Here is a 17005-nt window from a genome sequence, read left to right on the forward strand (position 1 = left end):
CCGGTTCGTCCGGATCAGCCTCCGCGACTCTGTCGTACGGCTCTGGGAGCCTGTACGACGAGACGCTGAGTGCGCGAGGAGATGGTCATGGCAGGAGACACCACCATCACGGTCATCGGCAATCTGACCGATGACCCCGAGTTGCGGTTCACCCCCTCCGGGGCTGCGGTCGCCAAGTTCCGAGTCGCTTCGACGCCCCGTTTCATGGACAAGGCGTCGAACGAATGGAAGGACGGCGAGCCGCTTTTCCTCGCATGCACCGTGTGGCGGCAGGCCGCCGAGCACGTCGCCGAGTCGCTGCAGCGTGGTGCCCGGGTGATCGTGTCGGGCCGGCTGCGTCAGCGGTCGTACGAGACCCGCGAGGGTGAGAAGCGCACTGTCATCGAGCTTGAGGTCGACGAGATCGGCCCGTCGCTGCGCTACGCCACGGCGAAGGTGCAGAAGATGTCCCGCTCCGGCGGCGGTGGCGGCGGCTTCGGTGGCGGCGGTGGCGGTGGCAACCAGGGTGGCGGCGGAGGCAACTTCGACGACCCCTGGGCTTCGGCTGCTCCCTCTCCCTCTCCCTCTCCCGCGCGTGCCGGTTCGGGCGCCAATTTTGACGAGGAGCCACCGTTCTAATGGCGCCTAGCGCTCGCGATCGCAAACCAGGAGCACGTGCAACGGCCAAGGCTGCGGCACTGCGCAAGCCCAAGAAGAAGGTGAACCCGCTCGACAAGGACGGGATCGCCTACATCGATTACAAGGACACCGCGCTGCTGCGTAAGTTCATCTCCGATCGCGGCAAGATCCGCGCTCGTCGGGTGACCGGCGTTACCTCGCAGCAGCAGCGGCAGATCGCCCGTGCGGTCAAGAACGCCCGTGAGATGGCGCTCCTGCCGTACACGGCCACCACCCGCTGAGAGGAGGCACCGATATGAAGATCATCCTGACTCAGGAAGTGTCCGGCCTCGGTGCCCCAGGCGACATCGTCGAGGTCAAGAACGGCTACGGCCGTAACTACCTGCTGCCGCAGGGCTTCGCGATCGTCTGGACCAAGGGCGCGGAAAAGCAGGTCACGGTCATCAAGCGGGCCCGTGGGGCCCGCGAGATCCGCGACCTCGACCACGCCAACGAGGTCAAGGCTCAGCTCGAGGGTCTCAAGGTCAACCTGAAGGTCCGCGCCGGCGACGGCGGACGGCTCTTCGGCTCGGTCACCCCGGCCGAGATCGTCGACGCCGTCAAGGCGGCCAGCGGCCCGGTCCTCGACCGGCGTCGGCTGGAGGTGCCCGGTCACATCAAGTCGATCGGCGCCTATCCGGTGAAGATCAAGCTGCACCCCGAGGTGACCGCGTCGTTCAACCTGAACGTCGTTCAGGGCTGACGTCCGCAACACCACCACGAGGGCCCGCACCGAGCGATCGGTGCGGGCCCTCGTGCGTACGTCGTCGGAACCGGCACCGCCCGGCGCGGCCCCGAGCCGCCCCCGCCCTGACCCCGCCCGGTCTGGCCCCGACCCGTCGACGGGTCAGCCGATGGGCTGGCCCGTCACCGCGCTGATCAGCACCGTGGAGAGGCCGCCGCCCACCACCGCGGCGGCAACCGCGATGGTCGCCGAGCGCCACGTCGTACCGACCCGCCGCAGCAGCGCCGCCACCACCAGACTGCTTACCAGCGCCAGTCCGAAGCGCGGCGAACCGGCCAGGAGTGACTCCAACGCGCGGGACCGCGCCGAGTCGCACCCGCCCCCGCTGATGTCGGTCACACAGCCAGCCGGCGCCTGGCTGTCCAACGTCAACAGCCAGACGAAGATCAGCATCGCCGGCACCAGGTAACAGGCCGCCGTGTACAGCAACGGCCGGACCGACCCACCCGGATCCGGGTCCAGCAGGTCGTCCTCCAGACGCCGCGCCCAGGCACCCGTGGCCGCCGACCCGACCCGCTGCCGTACCGACGCCGTTCCTACCGCCGGCCGGTCCGCCCGACGCCGGGAGGGCGCTCCCGCACCCGCACGCTGCGCACCCGCACGTGGCGCAGGCGCGCTGCGCGGTCGTGGAGCGGTGTAGCCCACCACCGGCGACCGTGGCGCCGACGTCTGAGGATCCGCCCAACGCGGGTCGTCATCGGCCAGCCGAGTGCCGGACCAGAATCCGTCTTCCCGGCTCGGCCACCCCTCGGCCGCCACCGCCCGATCGGAGCGCGGCGGCAGCGTACGGTCCCACTGGTCATCCTCGATCGCGGACCGCTCCCATTGGCCGGTGCGGTCCGACCGCTCCCAGCCACCAACGCTCTCCACCGCCGACCACTGCCCGCTCAGGTCCCCGCCGTCCGCGCCGGTCACAGGCGGCCACGCGTGCACGCCCGAGGCGTCCCACGGGTCCACCGCGGGCGGGTACGACGGTTCGGGCTCCGCCGCCCGGTCGTCCGAGCCGCGGGCCCACGGGTCGGCCGCCGGACGGGACCAGGACTCCTCTGCCGCACGTCGGCTACGCCGGCTCGGACGGCTCGGCTCCTGGTCCGGAACCTGCTCGGTCGGGGCGGACTCCAACTCTCCACCCGACCAGATCACCTGCGGACGGCCAACGGGCGCGCGGCGGGGACGCCGGTCCGAGACAGCGCCAGAGACCGGCTCGTCCTCCCCGGCGTCGGCCCGTCGGCGGCCGGCGTACCCCTGATCCTGCGGCCGGTCGAGCGTCCACTCTCGGGTGTGGTCCGAGTCGGGTGCCGGGCCGATCGCTGCCTGCTCTCGGCGACGCGTCTCGCTGCCCCGACGCCGACCACTCGACGACTCGGCGGACCGCCGGCCCGCGCCGGACGTCGGCCGCGCGGGCTCGTCCTCGTCTTCGTCCGGTGCGGCGTGGCGACCGCCGCCGTCCGCGTGCCGGACCCCTGACTCCAACGCCCACCGGGGCAGGTAGGCGTCGACAGGCTCGTCCTGGCCGCGGTCCAACGCGCGCCGTCGGCTGGAGGTGCGGTAGCGCCCGTCCTCGTCGTAGGGATCAACCGGAACAGGCGCCGCGCGCTCACCCCACGAGGCGGTTGGCTGGCGCTCGCGCGGGCTGCCATCGCCGCGTCCCCAGTCCCGGTAATTCACGGCCGGAGTGTGACCCTTCTGAACCGAAAGCGGAATCCGCTGTCCAGGTGTAGCCGTTCGCTGGAGATAGTACGGGACGATCGTGTCACAGGCCCGACCGAAATATTCTCCTCCACAGGCTGGGGAGTATGTATTCGCAGGTCAACGGCTTATGGCCGAGAATTCCCCAATGGTTATCCACAGGCTGTGCACACGCTGCGCACATGCTGCCCCCCGGGATCCACAGGTTGTCCCGAGGCTCGTCCACCGGCGTTGTTGAGTCTCTGACCTCGGGGTCCGTATGGTTGGCCCTCGACCGCCGGCGATGGCCCCCGATCGACCGGCCCGGTCGGACGGAAGTGTCACACCCCAGCGGTAGAGCTGGGGCTGGATCCGGCGCAGTGGAGGGGGGACCCGTGTCCGTCACCGACGACATGCGGGCAGAGCCACGCTCCGGCGGGGGCCAACCACCTTCGCAGCGGGATGGCCAGTTCGACAAGACCCCGCCCCAGGACGTCGCCGCCGAGCAGTGCGTCCTCGGCGGCATGCTGCTGTCCAAGGACGCCATCGCCGACGTCGTCGAGATCCTCAAGACCAACGACTTCTACCGGCCGGTGCACGCCACCATCTTCGACATCATCCTCGACATCTACGGCCGTGGTGAGCCGGCCGACTCGATCACCGTCGCGGCGGCGCTCGCCGACTCCGGGGATCTGGTACGCATCGGTGGCGCGCCGTACCTGCACACTCTGATCGCCAGCGTGCCAACCGCCGCGAACGCGGCGTACTACGCCCGCATCGTCAGCGAGCGCGCGGTGCTGCGCCGGCTGGTCGAGGCCGGCACCAAGATCGTGCAGCTGGGCTACGGCACCGCCAGCGGCGGCAGCCGCGACGTGGACGACGTCGTCGACCTCGCCCAGCAGGCCGTCTACGACGTCACCGAACGCCGGGTCAGCGAGGACTTCGCCGTCCTGGCCGACATGTTGCAGCCGACGCTTGACGAGATCGAAGCGGTGGGCGCGACCGGCGGCATGATGACCGGCGTGCCGACCGGCTTCAGCGACCTGGACCGACTGCTCAACGGCCTGCACGCCGGGCAATTGATCATCGTGGCTGGCCGGCCTGGTTTGGGAAAGGCGCTCGCGCTCGACACCCCACTGCCGACCCCGGGCGGCTGGACCACGATGGGTGAGATCAAGGCGGGCGATCAGCTTCTGGCGGCGGACGGCAGACCCACCACGGTCACAGACGCCTTCGACGTCATGCACGACCGCCCCTGCTACGAGGTGGAATTCTCCGACGGCACGGTCATCGTGGCCGACGCGGAGCACCTGTGGAAGACCACCAGCCGCGCGAGTCGGCGGCAGGCCCCGGCGCGGCAAAGGCGGCACTGGCCCGAGTCGTCGCTCGCCAACGTACGTGCGGCACATGAGCGGCTGACCTCCCTGCGGAACCAGCCGATCACACTCTTCGACACGATTGAGCAGGTAGGGCCGGAGTTCCGGCATGTCCTGCACACCGTCGCCCGTGAGGTCGGGTCGGTTGGCCGGATCAGCCGTCCCATCGTCCGCAACGGCAAGCCGCAGAACTGGACCGCGCCCGGCTATCCGGCTGGTCCGCTTCTGGGCGCGCTCCTTGAGCGAACCGAGCGGGAGGTCAATGCCGGCAGTCGGGCCGACCACGACGGCGTCGTCACCACCGCCGAGATCGCAGCCACGCTGCGTACTGGCACCGCCCAGCGACGGCTCAACCATGCCGTACGGAATTGCGCTCCCATCCAACTCCCGGACCGTGAGCTGCTGGTCCCGCCCTACACCCTGGGGACGTGGCTCGGTGACGGGCACAGCGACGCCAGCCGCTTCACCACGGCAGATCCGGAGATGGTCACGCACGTCGAGGCGGACGGCTTCGTCGTGCGGCCCAGCGGGCCGATGGTCTACACCATTCTGCTGCAGCCCACGTCCGCTGCTTCGGGCAACGGTGTCTGCGTGGACTGTGGCATTTCCACCAGGGCGTTGCGTGAGAATCCAGAGACCAGGAAGTGTGCCGACTGCCGTCACCGGAACGGTTCCTTCCTCGGGCTGTTGCGTCAGCTTGGGGTCGCGGGAAACAAGCACATCCCGGGCGCCTATCTGCGCGCCTCGGAGGCTCAGCGCAGGGCGTTGCTGGCTGGGCTGATGGACACCGATGGGACCGTCGGCCCCTCCGGCAACCTGCAGTACACGTCGACCTCGAAGCGGTTGGCTGATGACGTACGCGAACTCATCGTCAGCCTCGGCTACCGCTGCACGGTCAATGCGAAGCCGGTGCGCGGCCACACCCGCGAGTCGTCGATCGCGTACACGTTGAACTTCTCCACCCCGGACGTCACCTTCCGGCTCAAGCGCAAGCAGGATGCGCACGCCGAACGCCGCCGGACCACCTCCGACATCCGAACGACCTCGCGGTTCATCGTCGACGTCCGGCCCGTTCCCAGCGTTCCGGTGCGGTGTGTGACCGTCGATAACGACGAACACCTGTACCTGGCCAGCCGGGCGATGATCCCTACCCACAACAGCACGGCTAGCATGGACTTTGCCCGAAATGCTGCTATCCGCGCCAACCAGGCTGCCGCCATCTTCTCGCTGGAAATGAGCAAGGTCGAGATCGTGATGCGGCTGCTCTCCGCCGAGGCGCGGGTGCCACTGCACGTGCTGCGCAGCGGTCAGCTCTCCGACGACGACTGGACCAAGCTGGCCCGGTGCATGGGTGAGATCAGCGAGGCACCGCTCTTCGTCGACGACACGCCGAGCATGAACCTGATGGAGATCCGGGCCAAGGCCCGGCGGCTCAAGCAGCGGCACGACCTCAAGATGATCGTGGTCGACTATCTCCAGCTGATGACCTCACCGAAGCGCACCGAGAGTCGCCAGCAGGAGGTCGCGGACCTGTCCCGTGGCCTCAAGCTGTTGGCCAAGGAGGTCGAGTGCCCGGTGATCGCGGTCAGTCAGCTGAACCGTGGCCCCGAGCAGCGCACCGACAAGCGACCCCAGTTGTCCGATTTGCGCGAATCTGGGTCAATTGAGCAAGATGCCGACGTTGTCATCCTTTTGCACCGCGACGACTACTACGACAAGGAGTCGCCGCGGGCCGGGGAGGCGGATTTCATAATTGCCAAGCATCGGAATGGGCCCACCGACACCGTGACTGTCGCAGCCCAGCTGCACCTATCGAGATTTGTGGACATGGCCATCGGATGAGGTTTCGTCTGCCAGGGGCGCCTGTAACGGACAGGGTCGCACGTCAGCGCCCGTGGCCGAGATCCGAACCGTCCATCTTGGCCGGTCGGCCATCGACTTCTTACACCTCGACACGTCAGCTGGTCGGCTGAGCCTTACCACTTAAGTCGTAAGTCGAATGTGGTCCTGCGCCAGATGGCGTGGCTGCGCCGCTGCAGCAGGCTCTCGGGCATGAACCAGAACGATGCACCAGAGCAGACTCCTTTCCGGTCATACCCGTCCCGGCCGGCATTCCGCCTGCGGCGTCTCGGTGCCGCTCTGGCAACCGCGGTCGTCGTCGGGGCGGGCGTCGTCGGCTGCGGTGCCGGTGCCGCGCAGGAGCCGGCCCCGACGAGCGGCGCCCCGGGAGCAGCCGTCGAACCGCACGTGCTGAACGCCGGCGACGTGAACGCCTGGCTCGACGAGATGCTCCCAGCCGCGTTGGAAGCCAATGACATCGCCGGGGCAACGGTCGCCGTCGTCAACGACGGTGGGACCGTCACCACCCGGGGGTACGGCCACGTCGACACCGGTGGCGAGGGCACCGAGCCGGTGCCGGTCGACCCCGAGCGGCACCTGTTCCGGATCGGATCGGTGTCGAAGCTCGCCACCGCCACCGCCGCGATGCAACTCGTCCAGGACGGCAGGGTCGACCTCGACGCCGACATCGCCGCCTACCTCGACTTCACCATCCCCCGCAACTTCGACGGGCCGATCACCCTGCGCCACCTGCTGACCCACACCGCCGGGTTCGAGGAGCGGATCGCCGGCCTCATCGGCAAGGAAGGCACCCGGGCCGACCTACGCGACGCTCTGGTCACCGACCCGCCGGAGCAGATCTACCGGCCGGGCATGGTGCCGGCCTACTCCAACTACGGCAACTCACTCGCCGGGTACATCGTCGAACGGGTCAGCGGTATCCCCTTCGAGGAGTACGTCGACCGTAACGTCTTCGACCGCCTCGGCATGACGTCGTCCTCCTTCGAGCAGCCGCTGCCCGCGGACCTGGCGGGCCGAGTGTCGAACGGGTACGACAACGCGTCGTCCCCACCCGGGTACTTCGAGATCATCGGCACCCCGCCCGCCGGCTCGATGAGCGCCTCGGCCCCGGACATGGCCCGGTTCATGCTCGCCCACCTGGGCGAACCGGTCGGCGGCACCCCGATTCTGGACGAGCCGACGCTTGACCTGATGCACCAGCCGGCGCTTGACGCCACCACGCTCGGCACCCTCGCGGGTGCACCCCGGATGACCCTCGGATTTTTCGACGAGAGCCGCAACGGCCGTCGAATCCTCGGCCACGGCGGCGACACGCCCTTTTTCCACAGCCACCTGCAGATCTACCCGGACGAGGGCGCCGGCCTGTTCATCTCGCTCAACAGCACCGGCACGTCGGGCCTGGCCAACCACCAGCTTCGACAGAAGCTGACGAAAGCCTTCGCCGACCGTTACTTCCCGGCGGTGCCCGGCGCGGCGGCGAACAACGTGCCGGCGACCGAGCTGGCCGCCCCGACCACCGACGCCTCGGGCACGGCCGAGCGGGCCGCGATGGCCGCCGGCACCTACGAAAGCTCCCGCATGATCAAGAGCAACTTCCTGACCCTGATCGGCCTGTCCGGGCGTACCACGGTGAGCGTCCGCGATGACGGCCGGCTGCTGCTCGAACCGCGTCCGATGGCCGATTCCGCCGCCGTCTACGAGGAGATCGAGCCCTGGGTCTGGCGTGAGGTGGGCGGGCAGGAAACGATCGCGATGCGAGCGGTAGACGGCCGGGTCGAAGTGATCAATTTCGACTCCGCGTTCGCCCTGGTGCCGGTAGCGGCCGCACGCAGCACCTACCTGGCCATCCCGGTGATCGTCGGCTCGGTGGTCATCCTCCTGCTCACCGTCCTGGCCTGGCCGATCGGGGCGATCGGACGCCGGCTGCGGCGGCGGGCACCGCGTGATCGGGCTGGACGCACCGCGCGCATCCTCAGCCGCGTCGGCGTCGGCTGCGCCCTGCTCGCGGTCGGCGGCTGGGTGGGAAGCTTCGTACTCATCATCGGCCTGGAGGATCTCTCCACCGCCTCGTTGCGCACCGTCCAGGTGGCCCAGCTGATCGGCCTGCTCGGGGTGGTCCCCGCAGCGGTCCGGCTGGTGGACGACGTCCGCCGGCGGGTCGGCTGGTCGCGGACCGCCGGCAGCGCCCTGGTCCTGCTGGCCCTCGTCGGTACGGGATGGTTCGCCGTCGAGTTCATGCTGCTCTCGCCGAATATCTCCTACTGACCGTCCCGTCCCCACCCCTCCCGATCCGTCTCGATCTATGAGCAGAGGATGCTGACACGGTGAACGATCACATCGGGGGCGGCCCGCTCACCGCCGAGCCGACCGATCCGGCGGGCCCGCCCCGGCTCACGAAGCGGTTTGACGTACTGCTCGCCAACCTCGGGGCGACCGGGCCGTTCGCCCGGGACTGTCTGCTCGCGGCCTGCGTCGCCGGGGTGACGTTCACGTTGATGGCGGCTCTGTTCTTTGTCGTGACGCCACCGGGCGAAGTCGTGGTCGACCCGGTGCGGGCCTGGCTGCTCGTCGCCCTCGGGGTCGGGCAGGCACTGCTGCTCTGCCTGCGCCGGGTCCGCCCGCTGCTCTGCCTCGCCGGGATCATCGGCCTTCAGGTCGCCATGATCGCCTTGTCCCCACCAGACGCGACGATCCGGGTACTCGCGCCCTTCGTCGTCGCGTACACCATCGGGGTTCTGCTGCCGGCCCGGACGGCGTTCATGCTGGTCGGCGCGGCGGTGGTGGTCGAGGCGGCAGCGGCGTTCGGCACCGCCGCCGTGATGAATCCGGACCTTCTGCTGTCGGCTGTCGGCCCTGCCGGGTCGAGCGCACTGTCCAATCTCGGCGCGGTCGCCGTCGGTAACTACGTGGCGACCCGTCGCCGCTACACGCAGCTGTTGCGCCTGCAGGCCGCCGATGCGGTCCGGGCCCAGCAGACGAAGGTGCGGGCCGCGATCGACGCGGAACGCAGCCAGATGGCTCGGGAACTGCACGACGTCGCCGCCCACCACCTGTCCGGAATGGTGGTGCAGGCGGCGGCGGTCCACCGGTTGGTTGACCGGGACCCGGAGGCGGCGAAGGCCGGCGTGGCCTGGATCCGGTCCCAGGGCAAGGAGACCCTGAACAACCTGCGGCTGGTGGTCGGGGTGCTGCGCGGGACCCCGGCCGACGGCAGCGGAAGCGGCGACACAGCCGGCCACGATGGTGAGGGGAGCGTTCCGGTGCCGGGGCTGGCCGTGCTCGATGACCTGGTCCGGACCGCTCGGGACCTGGGCACGCCGGTCGAGTTCGTGGGCGTTGGGTCGCCACGTCCGGTCCCGCCGATCGCCGACGTCGCTCTCTACCGGATGGTGCAGGAGTCGCTGTCGAACGCGCGGCAGCACGCGCCGGGCGCGCGGGTGCTGATCACGCTGCGCTACCTGCCGCGCGAGGTGTCGCTGGCGGTGGTGAATGGTCCGCCAGCGCGGCGTCCCGAGCCGGCGGTGCGCACCAGCAGCGGGGTCGGGCTGATCGGCATGCGGGAACGAGCGCAGTTGATCGGCGCACGATTCGCGGCCGGGCCGACGAGCGAAGCCGGCTGGTCTGTCACAGTGACGCTGACATCAAAGGGAAGTGATTCGTCGTGACCGGTTCTGGGACTGCGGCTGAGGCTGATGCTGGGACGATTCGAGTGATGCTGGTCGACGACCAGGCGGTGGTGCGGGCCGGCTTCCGGGTGCTCCTGGAGCAGGCGGACGACATCGAGGTGGTGGCGGAGGCGTCCAGCGGATCGTCTGCGGTGGCGGTGGCCGCCCGGCTGCGTCCCGACGTCATCTGCATGGATGTCCGGATGCCCGGCGGTGACGGACTCACCGCGACCCGCGAGATCCTCGCCGACGCGCCCGAGTCGCCGCCGGCCATCCTGGTGGTGACCACGTTCGACCTCGACGAGTACGTCTTCGGCGCACTCGAATCCGGAGCCAGTGGCTTCATCTTGAAAGACTGCGAGCCCGAGGACCTGATCGATGCGATCCGTCGGTTGGCCAACGGCTACGGTCTCGTCGACCAGGTCGTGACCCGCCGGGTGATCTCGGAGTTCGCCAGGCGGCGACCGGCGGCACCGCCCGAGTCCGCAGCGGCGCGCCAGCTCACCCCGCGCGAAGCCGAGATCGTACGGTTGCTCGCCAAGGGTTTGTCCAACAACGAGATCGCCGACGAACTCTTCATCGAGACCAGCACGGTCAAGTCACACCTCGGGCGGGCTATGACCAAGATCGGCGTACGGGACCGGGTGCAGACCGTGGTATGGGCGTACCAGAACGGGTTGGCCCCGAGCTGACTGTCAGCCGAGCAGTGGGAACCAGCCCGCCGACTCACCAAGCTCCAGCCGGTCCCGGTCGGTCAGCGGGACGCGCCCGGTGGCCTTCAGCAGGAAGTCGTGGTCGTCCCATGCGGTGGGTCGAACGGTGTCGTCGCTGAGCAGGCCGTCCATTGTCGCTACCGCGACGCGTACCGCCAGTGGGCCGGGCGGCGGCGCATCGGGCAGTTCCAGCGTCAGGTCCAGGTGGTGGACGGCGGCCTCGGTGGTCAGGGTGGCGAGGAAATCCGGTACGCGCAGCACGTGTCCCTGCGTGGTCACGTACCCCTCGGGGTCGGCTGACGCGGCGGCGCGGACCGCTGCCGGGGCAGTGTCCCGCCAGAGCTCGACGATCCCGGTCGGGCGGTCGAAGGCGGCGGCCGATCGGCGGACCCACCAGGCGTGCCGGGCGGCCGCGTCGTCGTTGCCGGGAAAGTCACGCCAGTAACTCACGTCGTCGACGTCGGCGGGGCCGTCGACGGGGCTGGCCACTGTGACAAGTGCCCGCTGGGCGTCGCCGAGCACGTGCAGGAGCAGGTCGGCGATGAGCCAGCCCTGGCACCGGGTGGCTCGTTGCAGGCCGGCGTCGTCCAGGCCATCGACCACGGCGGTGATCCCGTCGTACGCCTGGGCCAGCGCCTCGTCCGGTCGGATCGCGGTCATGCGATTCAGCCTCGCATGAAGCCTCGCGCCCGCCAACGATCAATGGCCCGGGTGTGTGCCCGGGCCGACGCGTGATCGACCCGGGCGGAAGGTCGGCCTGGGCTCAGCCGAACATGTCGTCGAGGAAGCCCTTGCGCTTCTTCTGCCGGTAGTGGCCGTGGTAGCCGTGGTGTTGCTGCTGCTGGTGGCCGTAGGCCGGCTGCGGCGGGTAGCCGTGGGCGGGCGGGGGCGGCGGCGGGACGGCGCCGTACCCGGGCTGGTGCGCCGGGGGCGGCGGGGGCGGGTAGCCGGCCGGCTGCTGCGCGGGTTGCCCCGGCGCGCCGCCGCTCTGTTGGCGGCTCCAGTTGGCCTCCGCCTCGAACAGCTTCTCCAGCTCGCCGCGGTCCAGGAAGATGCCTCGGCACTCCCCGCACTGGTCGATGACGACGCCGCTGCGCTCGTACTGGCGCATATCTCCGTGACACTTGGGACAGGTGAGGCTACTCATCGCCCGACGGTACCCGGTGTTTCTATGCAGTTGCTGTGAGCGCCGCGGTGACTTCTTCGTCGGACACTTCGTGGAAGTCGTCGTAGTAGACGCTCACCGCGCCGAAGTCGGATGGGCGTTGGGCGCAGATGACCTGGTCGGCTTCGGCGCTCAGCAGCTCGTACGCCTCCTGTGCGCCGACCGGGACCGCAACCACGACCCGGTGTGCCCCGAGTTGGCGGACGACCTCGACGGCGACGCGGGCGGTCGCGCCGGTGGCGAGGCCGTCGTCGACGATCACCGCGGTCCGCCCGGTGAGGTCCACCTGTGCGCGACCGCCCCGGTAGAGCCGTTCCCGGCGTTCCAGCTCGACCTGCTCGCGTTGGCGAACCTCGGCGATGTCGTCGCTGCTGAGCCGGCTGGCCACCACGTCGTTGAGCACCTGGACACCGCCCGGCCCGAGTGCGCCGAAGGCGACCTCCCGGGCCCACGGCATTCCGAGCTTGCGGACGACCAGCACGTCCAGTGGCGCGCCGAGCCGTTCGGCGACGACCCGGGCGACCGGCACGCCGCCACGGACGAGGCCGAGGACGACGACGTCCGGTTCGCCGATGAGCGCGGTGAGCCGTTCGGAGAGCACCCGGCCCGCGTCGGCCCGGTCGCGGTACGTGGTCATGCCTTCAGGTCTACGCCCTGACGCGCCGTTCTGCCCGGCAGTTACGCCGAAGTGGTCCTACCGGACCGTTCGTCGAGAAGCGGGGCAGTCGGCGTGTCGACCGGGTGGTGCAGCGCGGGTGCCCAGGTCAGCAGGGCCAGCGGGTACAGCAGGTAGCCGAAGCGGGTCGTGGGCATCAGGGCGATGGCGGCGAGTAGCCCGTACCCGCAGATGAGCGCGGTGGCGACGGCGGTGCGGGGCGGGCGGTGGGCGAGCCGGACGGCGATGGCCACTCCGGCGGCGACCAGCAGCGCGGCGGCGATCAGCCGGCCGGCGGGTAGCGCGCTGGCGATCAGGTAGCCGGGGAACGGGGACTGCGCGGGGCTGGTGACCAGCCCGTGGCCGAGGGGGAAGCGCAGCACGTTCTCGGTGAGGGCGTCGCGGTCGACAAGCAGCGCCGGCAGTAGTGCGGCGATGGGCAGACCGATGGCGCCGGCGGCGACTCGGGCGCCGGCGCGCCGGGTCAGGCCCCAGGCGATGAGGACCAGGGCGACCGGCCAGGCGAACAGCTTCAGCGCGCCGGCGAGCCCGACCGCGAGGCCGGCCCGGCCGGGTCGGTCGGCGGCGGCGAACGCGAGGGCCAGCAGGCAGAGCGCGAGTACGGGTAGGTCGTCGCCGCCGGTGGCCAGGGTGAGGGCACAGATGGGCAGTACGGTGGCGGCCTGCACGCCGCGCAGCAGGGCAGCGTCCCGCCGCTGGGTGGCGGCGGGGGTGGCCTGGCCGGCGGTGGCCGGTGTTCCGCGGAGGGCGGCCACGGCCAGGGCGAGCGCCAGCGCGGTGCCCGCCGCGAACCAGACCCGGGAGTCGGTCCACCAGGTGTCGAGCAGTGCTCTGGGCAGGCCGAACATCGCCATGCCGGGCTGGTACGGGGTGTAGCCCATCAGTTGCTCGCCGGGTGGTAGGGCGGCGATGGCGTCGGGTCCGAGGTAGGGCGTGCCGTGTTCCAGGAGGCGGCTGCCGGCGTGCTCGACGACCAGCACCTCTTCCTGGGCCCGGTCGGTGCGACCGCCGGCCCGGTCGATGCTCTGCCAGGCCAGAGGCAGCAGTGTGGTGGTCGCCCAGGTGAGACCGGTGACCGCCCGGCGGGCTGGTAGACCGGTCAGCCGGGAGGTCGGTGAGCGTCGACGCAGCAGGAGTTGGGCGATCACCGTCAGCGTTGCGAGCAGGTAGCCGACGGCGGCGACCGCGCCCCAGGCACGGTGCGGCAGGAGGGTCGACGTGACCGCGGTGATCGCGGCGAACGTGGCCGAGACGGCGTAGAGGCCCAGGTCGAGGGCGAGTCCGCCGGCGGCGTTGTCGAGCGTCCGCCAGTGCCAGCGACGGCGTTGGGCGGTCGGGTGGTCGACGATCACGCGCGACAGTCTGGCAGACCGGGCTGTCTGTGCGGTGGGCTGATGCCTGCTCAGGCGGGCAGGTGTGGGAGGCGGTCGGGCCGGGAGCGGCCGGCCTGGCGGCGGTTCTGGTCCAACCGGATCACCGCCCCGGCGTCGTGCAGCGGCGCGGCGAGGGCGCCGGGTCGGCCGCCCGAGCCGCGCTGCATGGCCGCGAGCAGGGTGCCGGACGGCATCGGTCGGGCGAACAGGTGTCCCTGGCCGGCGACGCAGCCCAACTCCCAGAGGGCCCGCCGCTGCGGCTCGCTCTCCACGCCCTCGGCCACCACGTCCAGGTCGAGGCTGCGACCCAGGTCGAGGGTGGAGCGGATGACGGCGGCGGCCTCGGCCGAACTCTCCATCGTCGTCACGAAGCTCCGGTCGATCTTCAGCTCGTGCACCGGGATCCGGGAGAGCAGCGAGAGGGAGGAGTAGCCGGTGCCGAAGTCGTCCAACGCCAACCGGACGCCCTCGTCTCGTAGTCGGCTGAGCACCCGGTCGACCACGTCGAGTTGGCTGAGGGTCAACGTCTCGGTCAACTCCAGGACCAGCCGGTCCGGCGGTAGGTCGTTGGCGCGGAGGCGGGCGAGCACCGAGCCCGGGAACCGCGCGTCGAGCAGGCTGCGCGGGGACACGTTGACCGCGACCGGTATGTCGAAGCCGGCGTCGCGCCAACTCACCGCCGCGATCAGCGCCTGGTCGAGGATCGCTTCGGCGAAGGCCGGTAGCAGGCCCGACCGTTCCACCGCCTCCAGGAACCGCAGGGGGTCGATCAGGCCGTGGGTGGGGTGGTGCCAGCGGGCCAGCGCCTCGGCGCTTGTCACCTCACCGGTGCCCAGGTCGACGATCGGTTGGAAGTTGACGACGAACTCGTGGTCGGCGACCGCGCGCGGCAGGTCACCGCCGAGCGTGAGGCGACCGAGGTCCGCGGTGTCGCGGGTCGGTGCGTACGTGGAGATCCGTTGCCCGGCCCGTTTTGCCTGGTACATGGCCACGTCGGCGCGGCGCAGCAGCTCGGCCATGCCGCCGTTGGACGGGGCGCCGGAGATCCCGCCGCTGGCCTCGACGCTGATGCGCATGCCGTCCAACTCGAACGGCTCGTGCAGGGTGGCGAGCAGCGTCTCGGCCCGGTGCGCGGCGACCGCCGGGGCCGGCAGACCCCGCAGGAGTACGGCGAACTCGTCGCCGCCGAGGCGGGCCACCAGGTCACTGGCCTGGGCCGCACCCCGCAACCGGTCAGCCACCTGCACCAGCACCTGGTCGCCGGCGGCATGCCCGAGCGTGTCGTTGACCTCCTTGAAGTGGTTGAGGTCGATCAGCACCAGCGCGGTCACCCCGTCGGCGTGGCGGGTGCTCAACTGCTCGGTGCCCTCGTCGAGGAGGTGCCGGCGGTTGGCCAGGCCGGTCAGCGCGTCGTGCGAGGCCGCGTACGCGTGCTCGTCGGCGACCCGGGCCAGCTCGGCGTACGCCTGGGCGTTGCGGACGGCCGTGCAGAGCGCGGAGGCGAAGGTGCGCAGGGTGTACTGCTCCCGCTCGGAGAGCTGCACCGGGCCGCGGAAGCGCAGTCGAAGCATGCCGACGTCGACGGTCCGGTCATGTCCTTCCAGCGGCGCGGGGACGACAGTGCCGTCCACGTCGGTGGGCGTGCCGGTCAGGCCGTCGAAGGTGATGCCGCCGGTGCCACCGCGCACGGTGCGGCCGCCGTCACGCAGCTCGATCTCGACCTCGTCAGCGGAGAACAACTCGGCGGCCTGGGTGACGGCGGTGGTGAGGACGTTGTCCAGGTCGACCACGTTGAGCGCGTCGGTGGTGCGGGCGAGCCGCTGCCACGCCTGCTGCTCGGTGCGGCCCCGGATTCGCGCGGAATAGGCCAGGTGCAGGCTCAGGACCAGGGGCGGAACCGCGAGCAGCAGCCGTTGATCCGCCTGAAGGATGATCAAGGTTAGAGCGGCCACCACGAACCGGACGCCGAATCCGGCAAGCCGTAGGTCGAGGTGGTTACGGAACTGTCGGACGATCCGAGTGCCCGACGCCAGGGCGATTACCGGGATGGCGAGCAGATCATCGAGTACTGCGGCGGCGAGGTAGACCACCCCAAGTAAGACGAGGTTGTTCCACAGTCCGTCTGGCGGCCAGCGATCGCCAAGGAGCATGATCACTAGGGTGGCGCCGCCGGCCACGAGGGTGTGCTTGGAGATACCGAACGCCGTCTTGATCGCTGTCAGCCGGTTGACGAGTGATACACAGGCGATGCCGACGCCCGTCGACAGGATCACCCAGGGTGGCGGGGCCAGGGCGAGTCCGAGGACGATGGCCGTCTCCACCCAGGCGAACGAGAATGTCGTCGACCTGATCCGGAGGCGCGTCTTGACGACTGCCCCTAGGGCGATCATCAGGACGAGCGATGAGATCGTCGAGACATCTCCCGCGCTGTCGGGCACGTCGCGTCTCGTTGCGATCGCTGCCGCCACGGCGACGATGGTTGCCAGCGTCACCATCAGTCCGACAAGGCTCAGCAGGCGCGGGTCGTAGCCCCTGTGACGACGCGTCGTCCGGCTCACTCAACCTCACCCGTAACCCACTGTCGGTGTCCGCTGACGGGCAGCGTACCGCTGTGGCGGTGTGGTGATAAGGCTTCAGTCCCATTCGGTGCTGCGCATCTGACACCCCTTCAGCGTCGAGGATTTGCATCGGGCTGAAGTTGCACTAGTCCCACTCGGTGCTGTTGCGCATCGTTCGACCCCCTCGCCACTACGGAGCGCCATCTAGGGCGCCATTCGTTCGTAGAGCGAGAGTAGGAGAGTTGATGGGCGGGAAGGAACAATTAATGTCGGTATGCGCAACATTAGCCAAGCTGAAGCGGATATGTCACTTTCTGTCCGCACTCCTGAGCGGAGCGCTCAACCCTCTCGCGGCTGGTCGGGACGAATCGACCATTCGCGCCCCACGTTTGCAAGACGCAATAGGCGCTCTGGAGCCCGCTAGCGGACTCATCCACACTTCGGGCCCCTCGCAGGGCGGCGAATCGGGTCGTTCGTGCCCAAGCATCTGAGCAGATCATTCCAGTTGAATCCAAGGCTGGCGACGTGGCGGGGTCAGCTCGTGTCCGT

At 69.9% G+C, this 17005-nt stretch carries 13 protein-coding genes; 7 read left to right on the forward strand and 6 right to left on the reverse strand.

What is annotated here, in order from left to right; genetic code table 11:
• The first annotated feature begins 69 nt into the window (after positions 1-69).
• The 3 genes from KBX71_RS13485 to rplI are packed head-to-tail and all read left to right on the forward strand — an operon-like array spanning position 70 to position 1360.
• Positions 70-618: a single-stranded DNA-binding protein gene (locus tag KBX71_RS13485; protein WP_205779915.1), complete on the forward strand. Its 549-nt coding sequence runs from the start codon at positions 70-72 to the stop codon at positions 616-618.
• Positions 618-899, forward strand: coding sequence for a 30S ribosomal protein S18 (rpsR, locus tag KBX71_RS13490; protein WP_051723758.1), 282 nt, complete (start codon positions 618-620; stop codon positions 897-899). Before KBX71_RS13485 ends, rpsR begins: the two co-directional genes overlap by 1 nt.
• 14 nt (positions 900-913) lie before the next feature.
• On the forward strand, positions 914-1360 hold the full coding sequence (rplI, locus tag KBX71_RS13495) for a 50S ribosomal protein L9 (RefSeq protein WP_030487689.1): 447 nt from the start codon (positions 914-916) through the stop codon (positions 1358-1360).
• A gap of 144 nt (positions 1361-1504) precedes the next feature.
• On the opposite strand, the gene KBX71_RS13500 is transcribed toward rplI, so the two are convergent.
• Positions 1505-3070 (reverse strand): hypothetical protein, encoded by a 1566-nt coding sequence (locus KBX71_RS13500; RefSeq protein WP_210818246.1) that lies wholly within the window; start codon positions 3068-3070, stop codon positions 1505-1507.
• A 380-nt stretch (positions 3071-3450) separates the two neighbouring features.
• Here KBX71_RS13500 and dnaB point away from each other — a divergent pair, with 380 nt between their 5' ends.
• From dnaB to KBX71_RS13520, 4 genes are all read left to right on the forward strand, one after another.
• Complete coding sequence (dnaB, locus tag KBX71_RS13505) at positions 3451-6288, forward strand: replicative DNA helicase (protein WP_374102597.1); 2838 nt, start codon at positions 3451-3453, stop codon at positions 6286-6288.
• 210 nt (positions 6289-6498) lie between these two features.
• Entirely contained in the window at positions 6499-8571 is a 2073-nt protein-coding gene (locus KBX71_RS13510) for a serine hydrolase (RefSeq protein WP_210818248.1), read from the forward strand.
• Between the two features lie 59 nt (positions 8572-8630).
• Positions 8631-9971: a sensor histidine kinase gene (locus KBX71_RS34570; RefSeq protein WP_210818249.1), complete on the forward strand. Its 1341-nt coding sequence runs from the start codon at positions 8631-8633 to the stop codon at positions 9969-9971.
• 47 nt (positions 9972-10018) lie between these two features.
• Positions 10019-10663, forward strand: coding sequence for a response regulator transcription factor (locus tag KBX71_RS13520; RefSeq protein WP_196920334.1), 645 nt, complete (start codon positions 10019-10021; stop codon positions 10661-10663).
• A gap of 3 nt (positions 10664-10666) precedes the next feature.
• On the opposite strand, the gene KBX71_RS13525 is transcribed toward KBX71_RS13520, so the two are convergent.
• The 5 genes from KBX71_RS13525 to KBX71_RS13545 form a co-directional block, all read right to left on the reverse strand.
• Positions 10667-11344 (reverse strand): maleylpyruvate isomerase N-terminal domain-containing protein, encoded by a 678-nt coding sequence (locus KBX71_RS13525; protein ID WP_210818250.1) that lies wholly within the window; start codon positions 11342-11344, stop codon positions 10667-10669.
• A 103-nt stretch (positions 11345-11447) separates the two neighbouring features.
• Complete coding sequence (locus KBX71_RS13530; RefSeq protein ID WP_210818251.1) at positions 11448-11831, reverse strand: zf-TFIIB domain-containing protein; 384 nt, start codon at positions 11829-11831, stop codon at positions 11448-11450.
• A 22-nt stretch (positions 11832-11853) separates the two neighbouring features.
• On the reverse strand, positions 11854-12486 hold the full coding sequence (locus KBX71_RS13535) for a phosphoribosyltransferase (RefSeq protein ID WP_210818252.1): 633 nt from the start codon (positions 12484-12486) through the stop codon (positions 11854-11856).
• Positions 12487-12527: 41 nt separating this feature from the next.
• Positions 12528-13877, reverse strand: a complete 1350-nt coding sequence (locus KBX71_RS13540; RefSeq protein WP_210818253.1) for a glycosyltransferase 87 family protein — start codon at positions 13875-13877, stop codon at positions 12528-12530.
• A 50-nt stretch (positions 13878-13927) separates the two neighbouring features.
• The gene (locus KBX71_RS13545) at positions 13928-16456 is read right to left on the reverse strand and encodes a putative bifunctional diguanylate cyclase/phosphodiesterase (protein ID WP_374102598.1); all 2529 of its coding nucleotides are present in this window, start codon (positions 16454-16456) and stop codon (positions 13928-13930) included.
• Positions 16457-17005: the final 549 nt, after the last annotated feature.

The organism is Micromonospora sp. D93, from assembly GCF_018070365.1.
Taxonomy (GTDB): domain Bacteria; phylum Actinomycetota; class Actinomycetes; order Mycobacteriales; family Micromonosporaceae; genus Micromonospora; species Micromonospora ureilytica.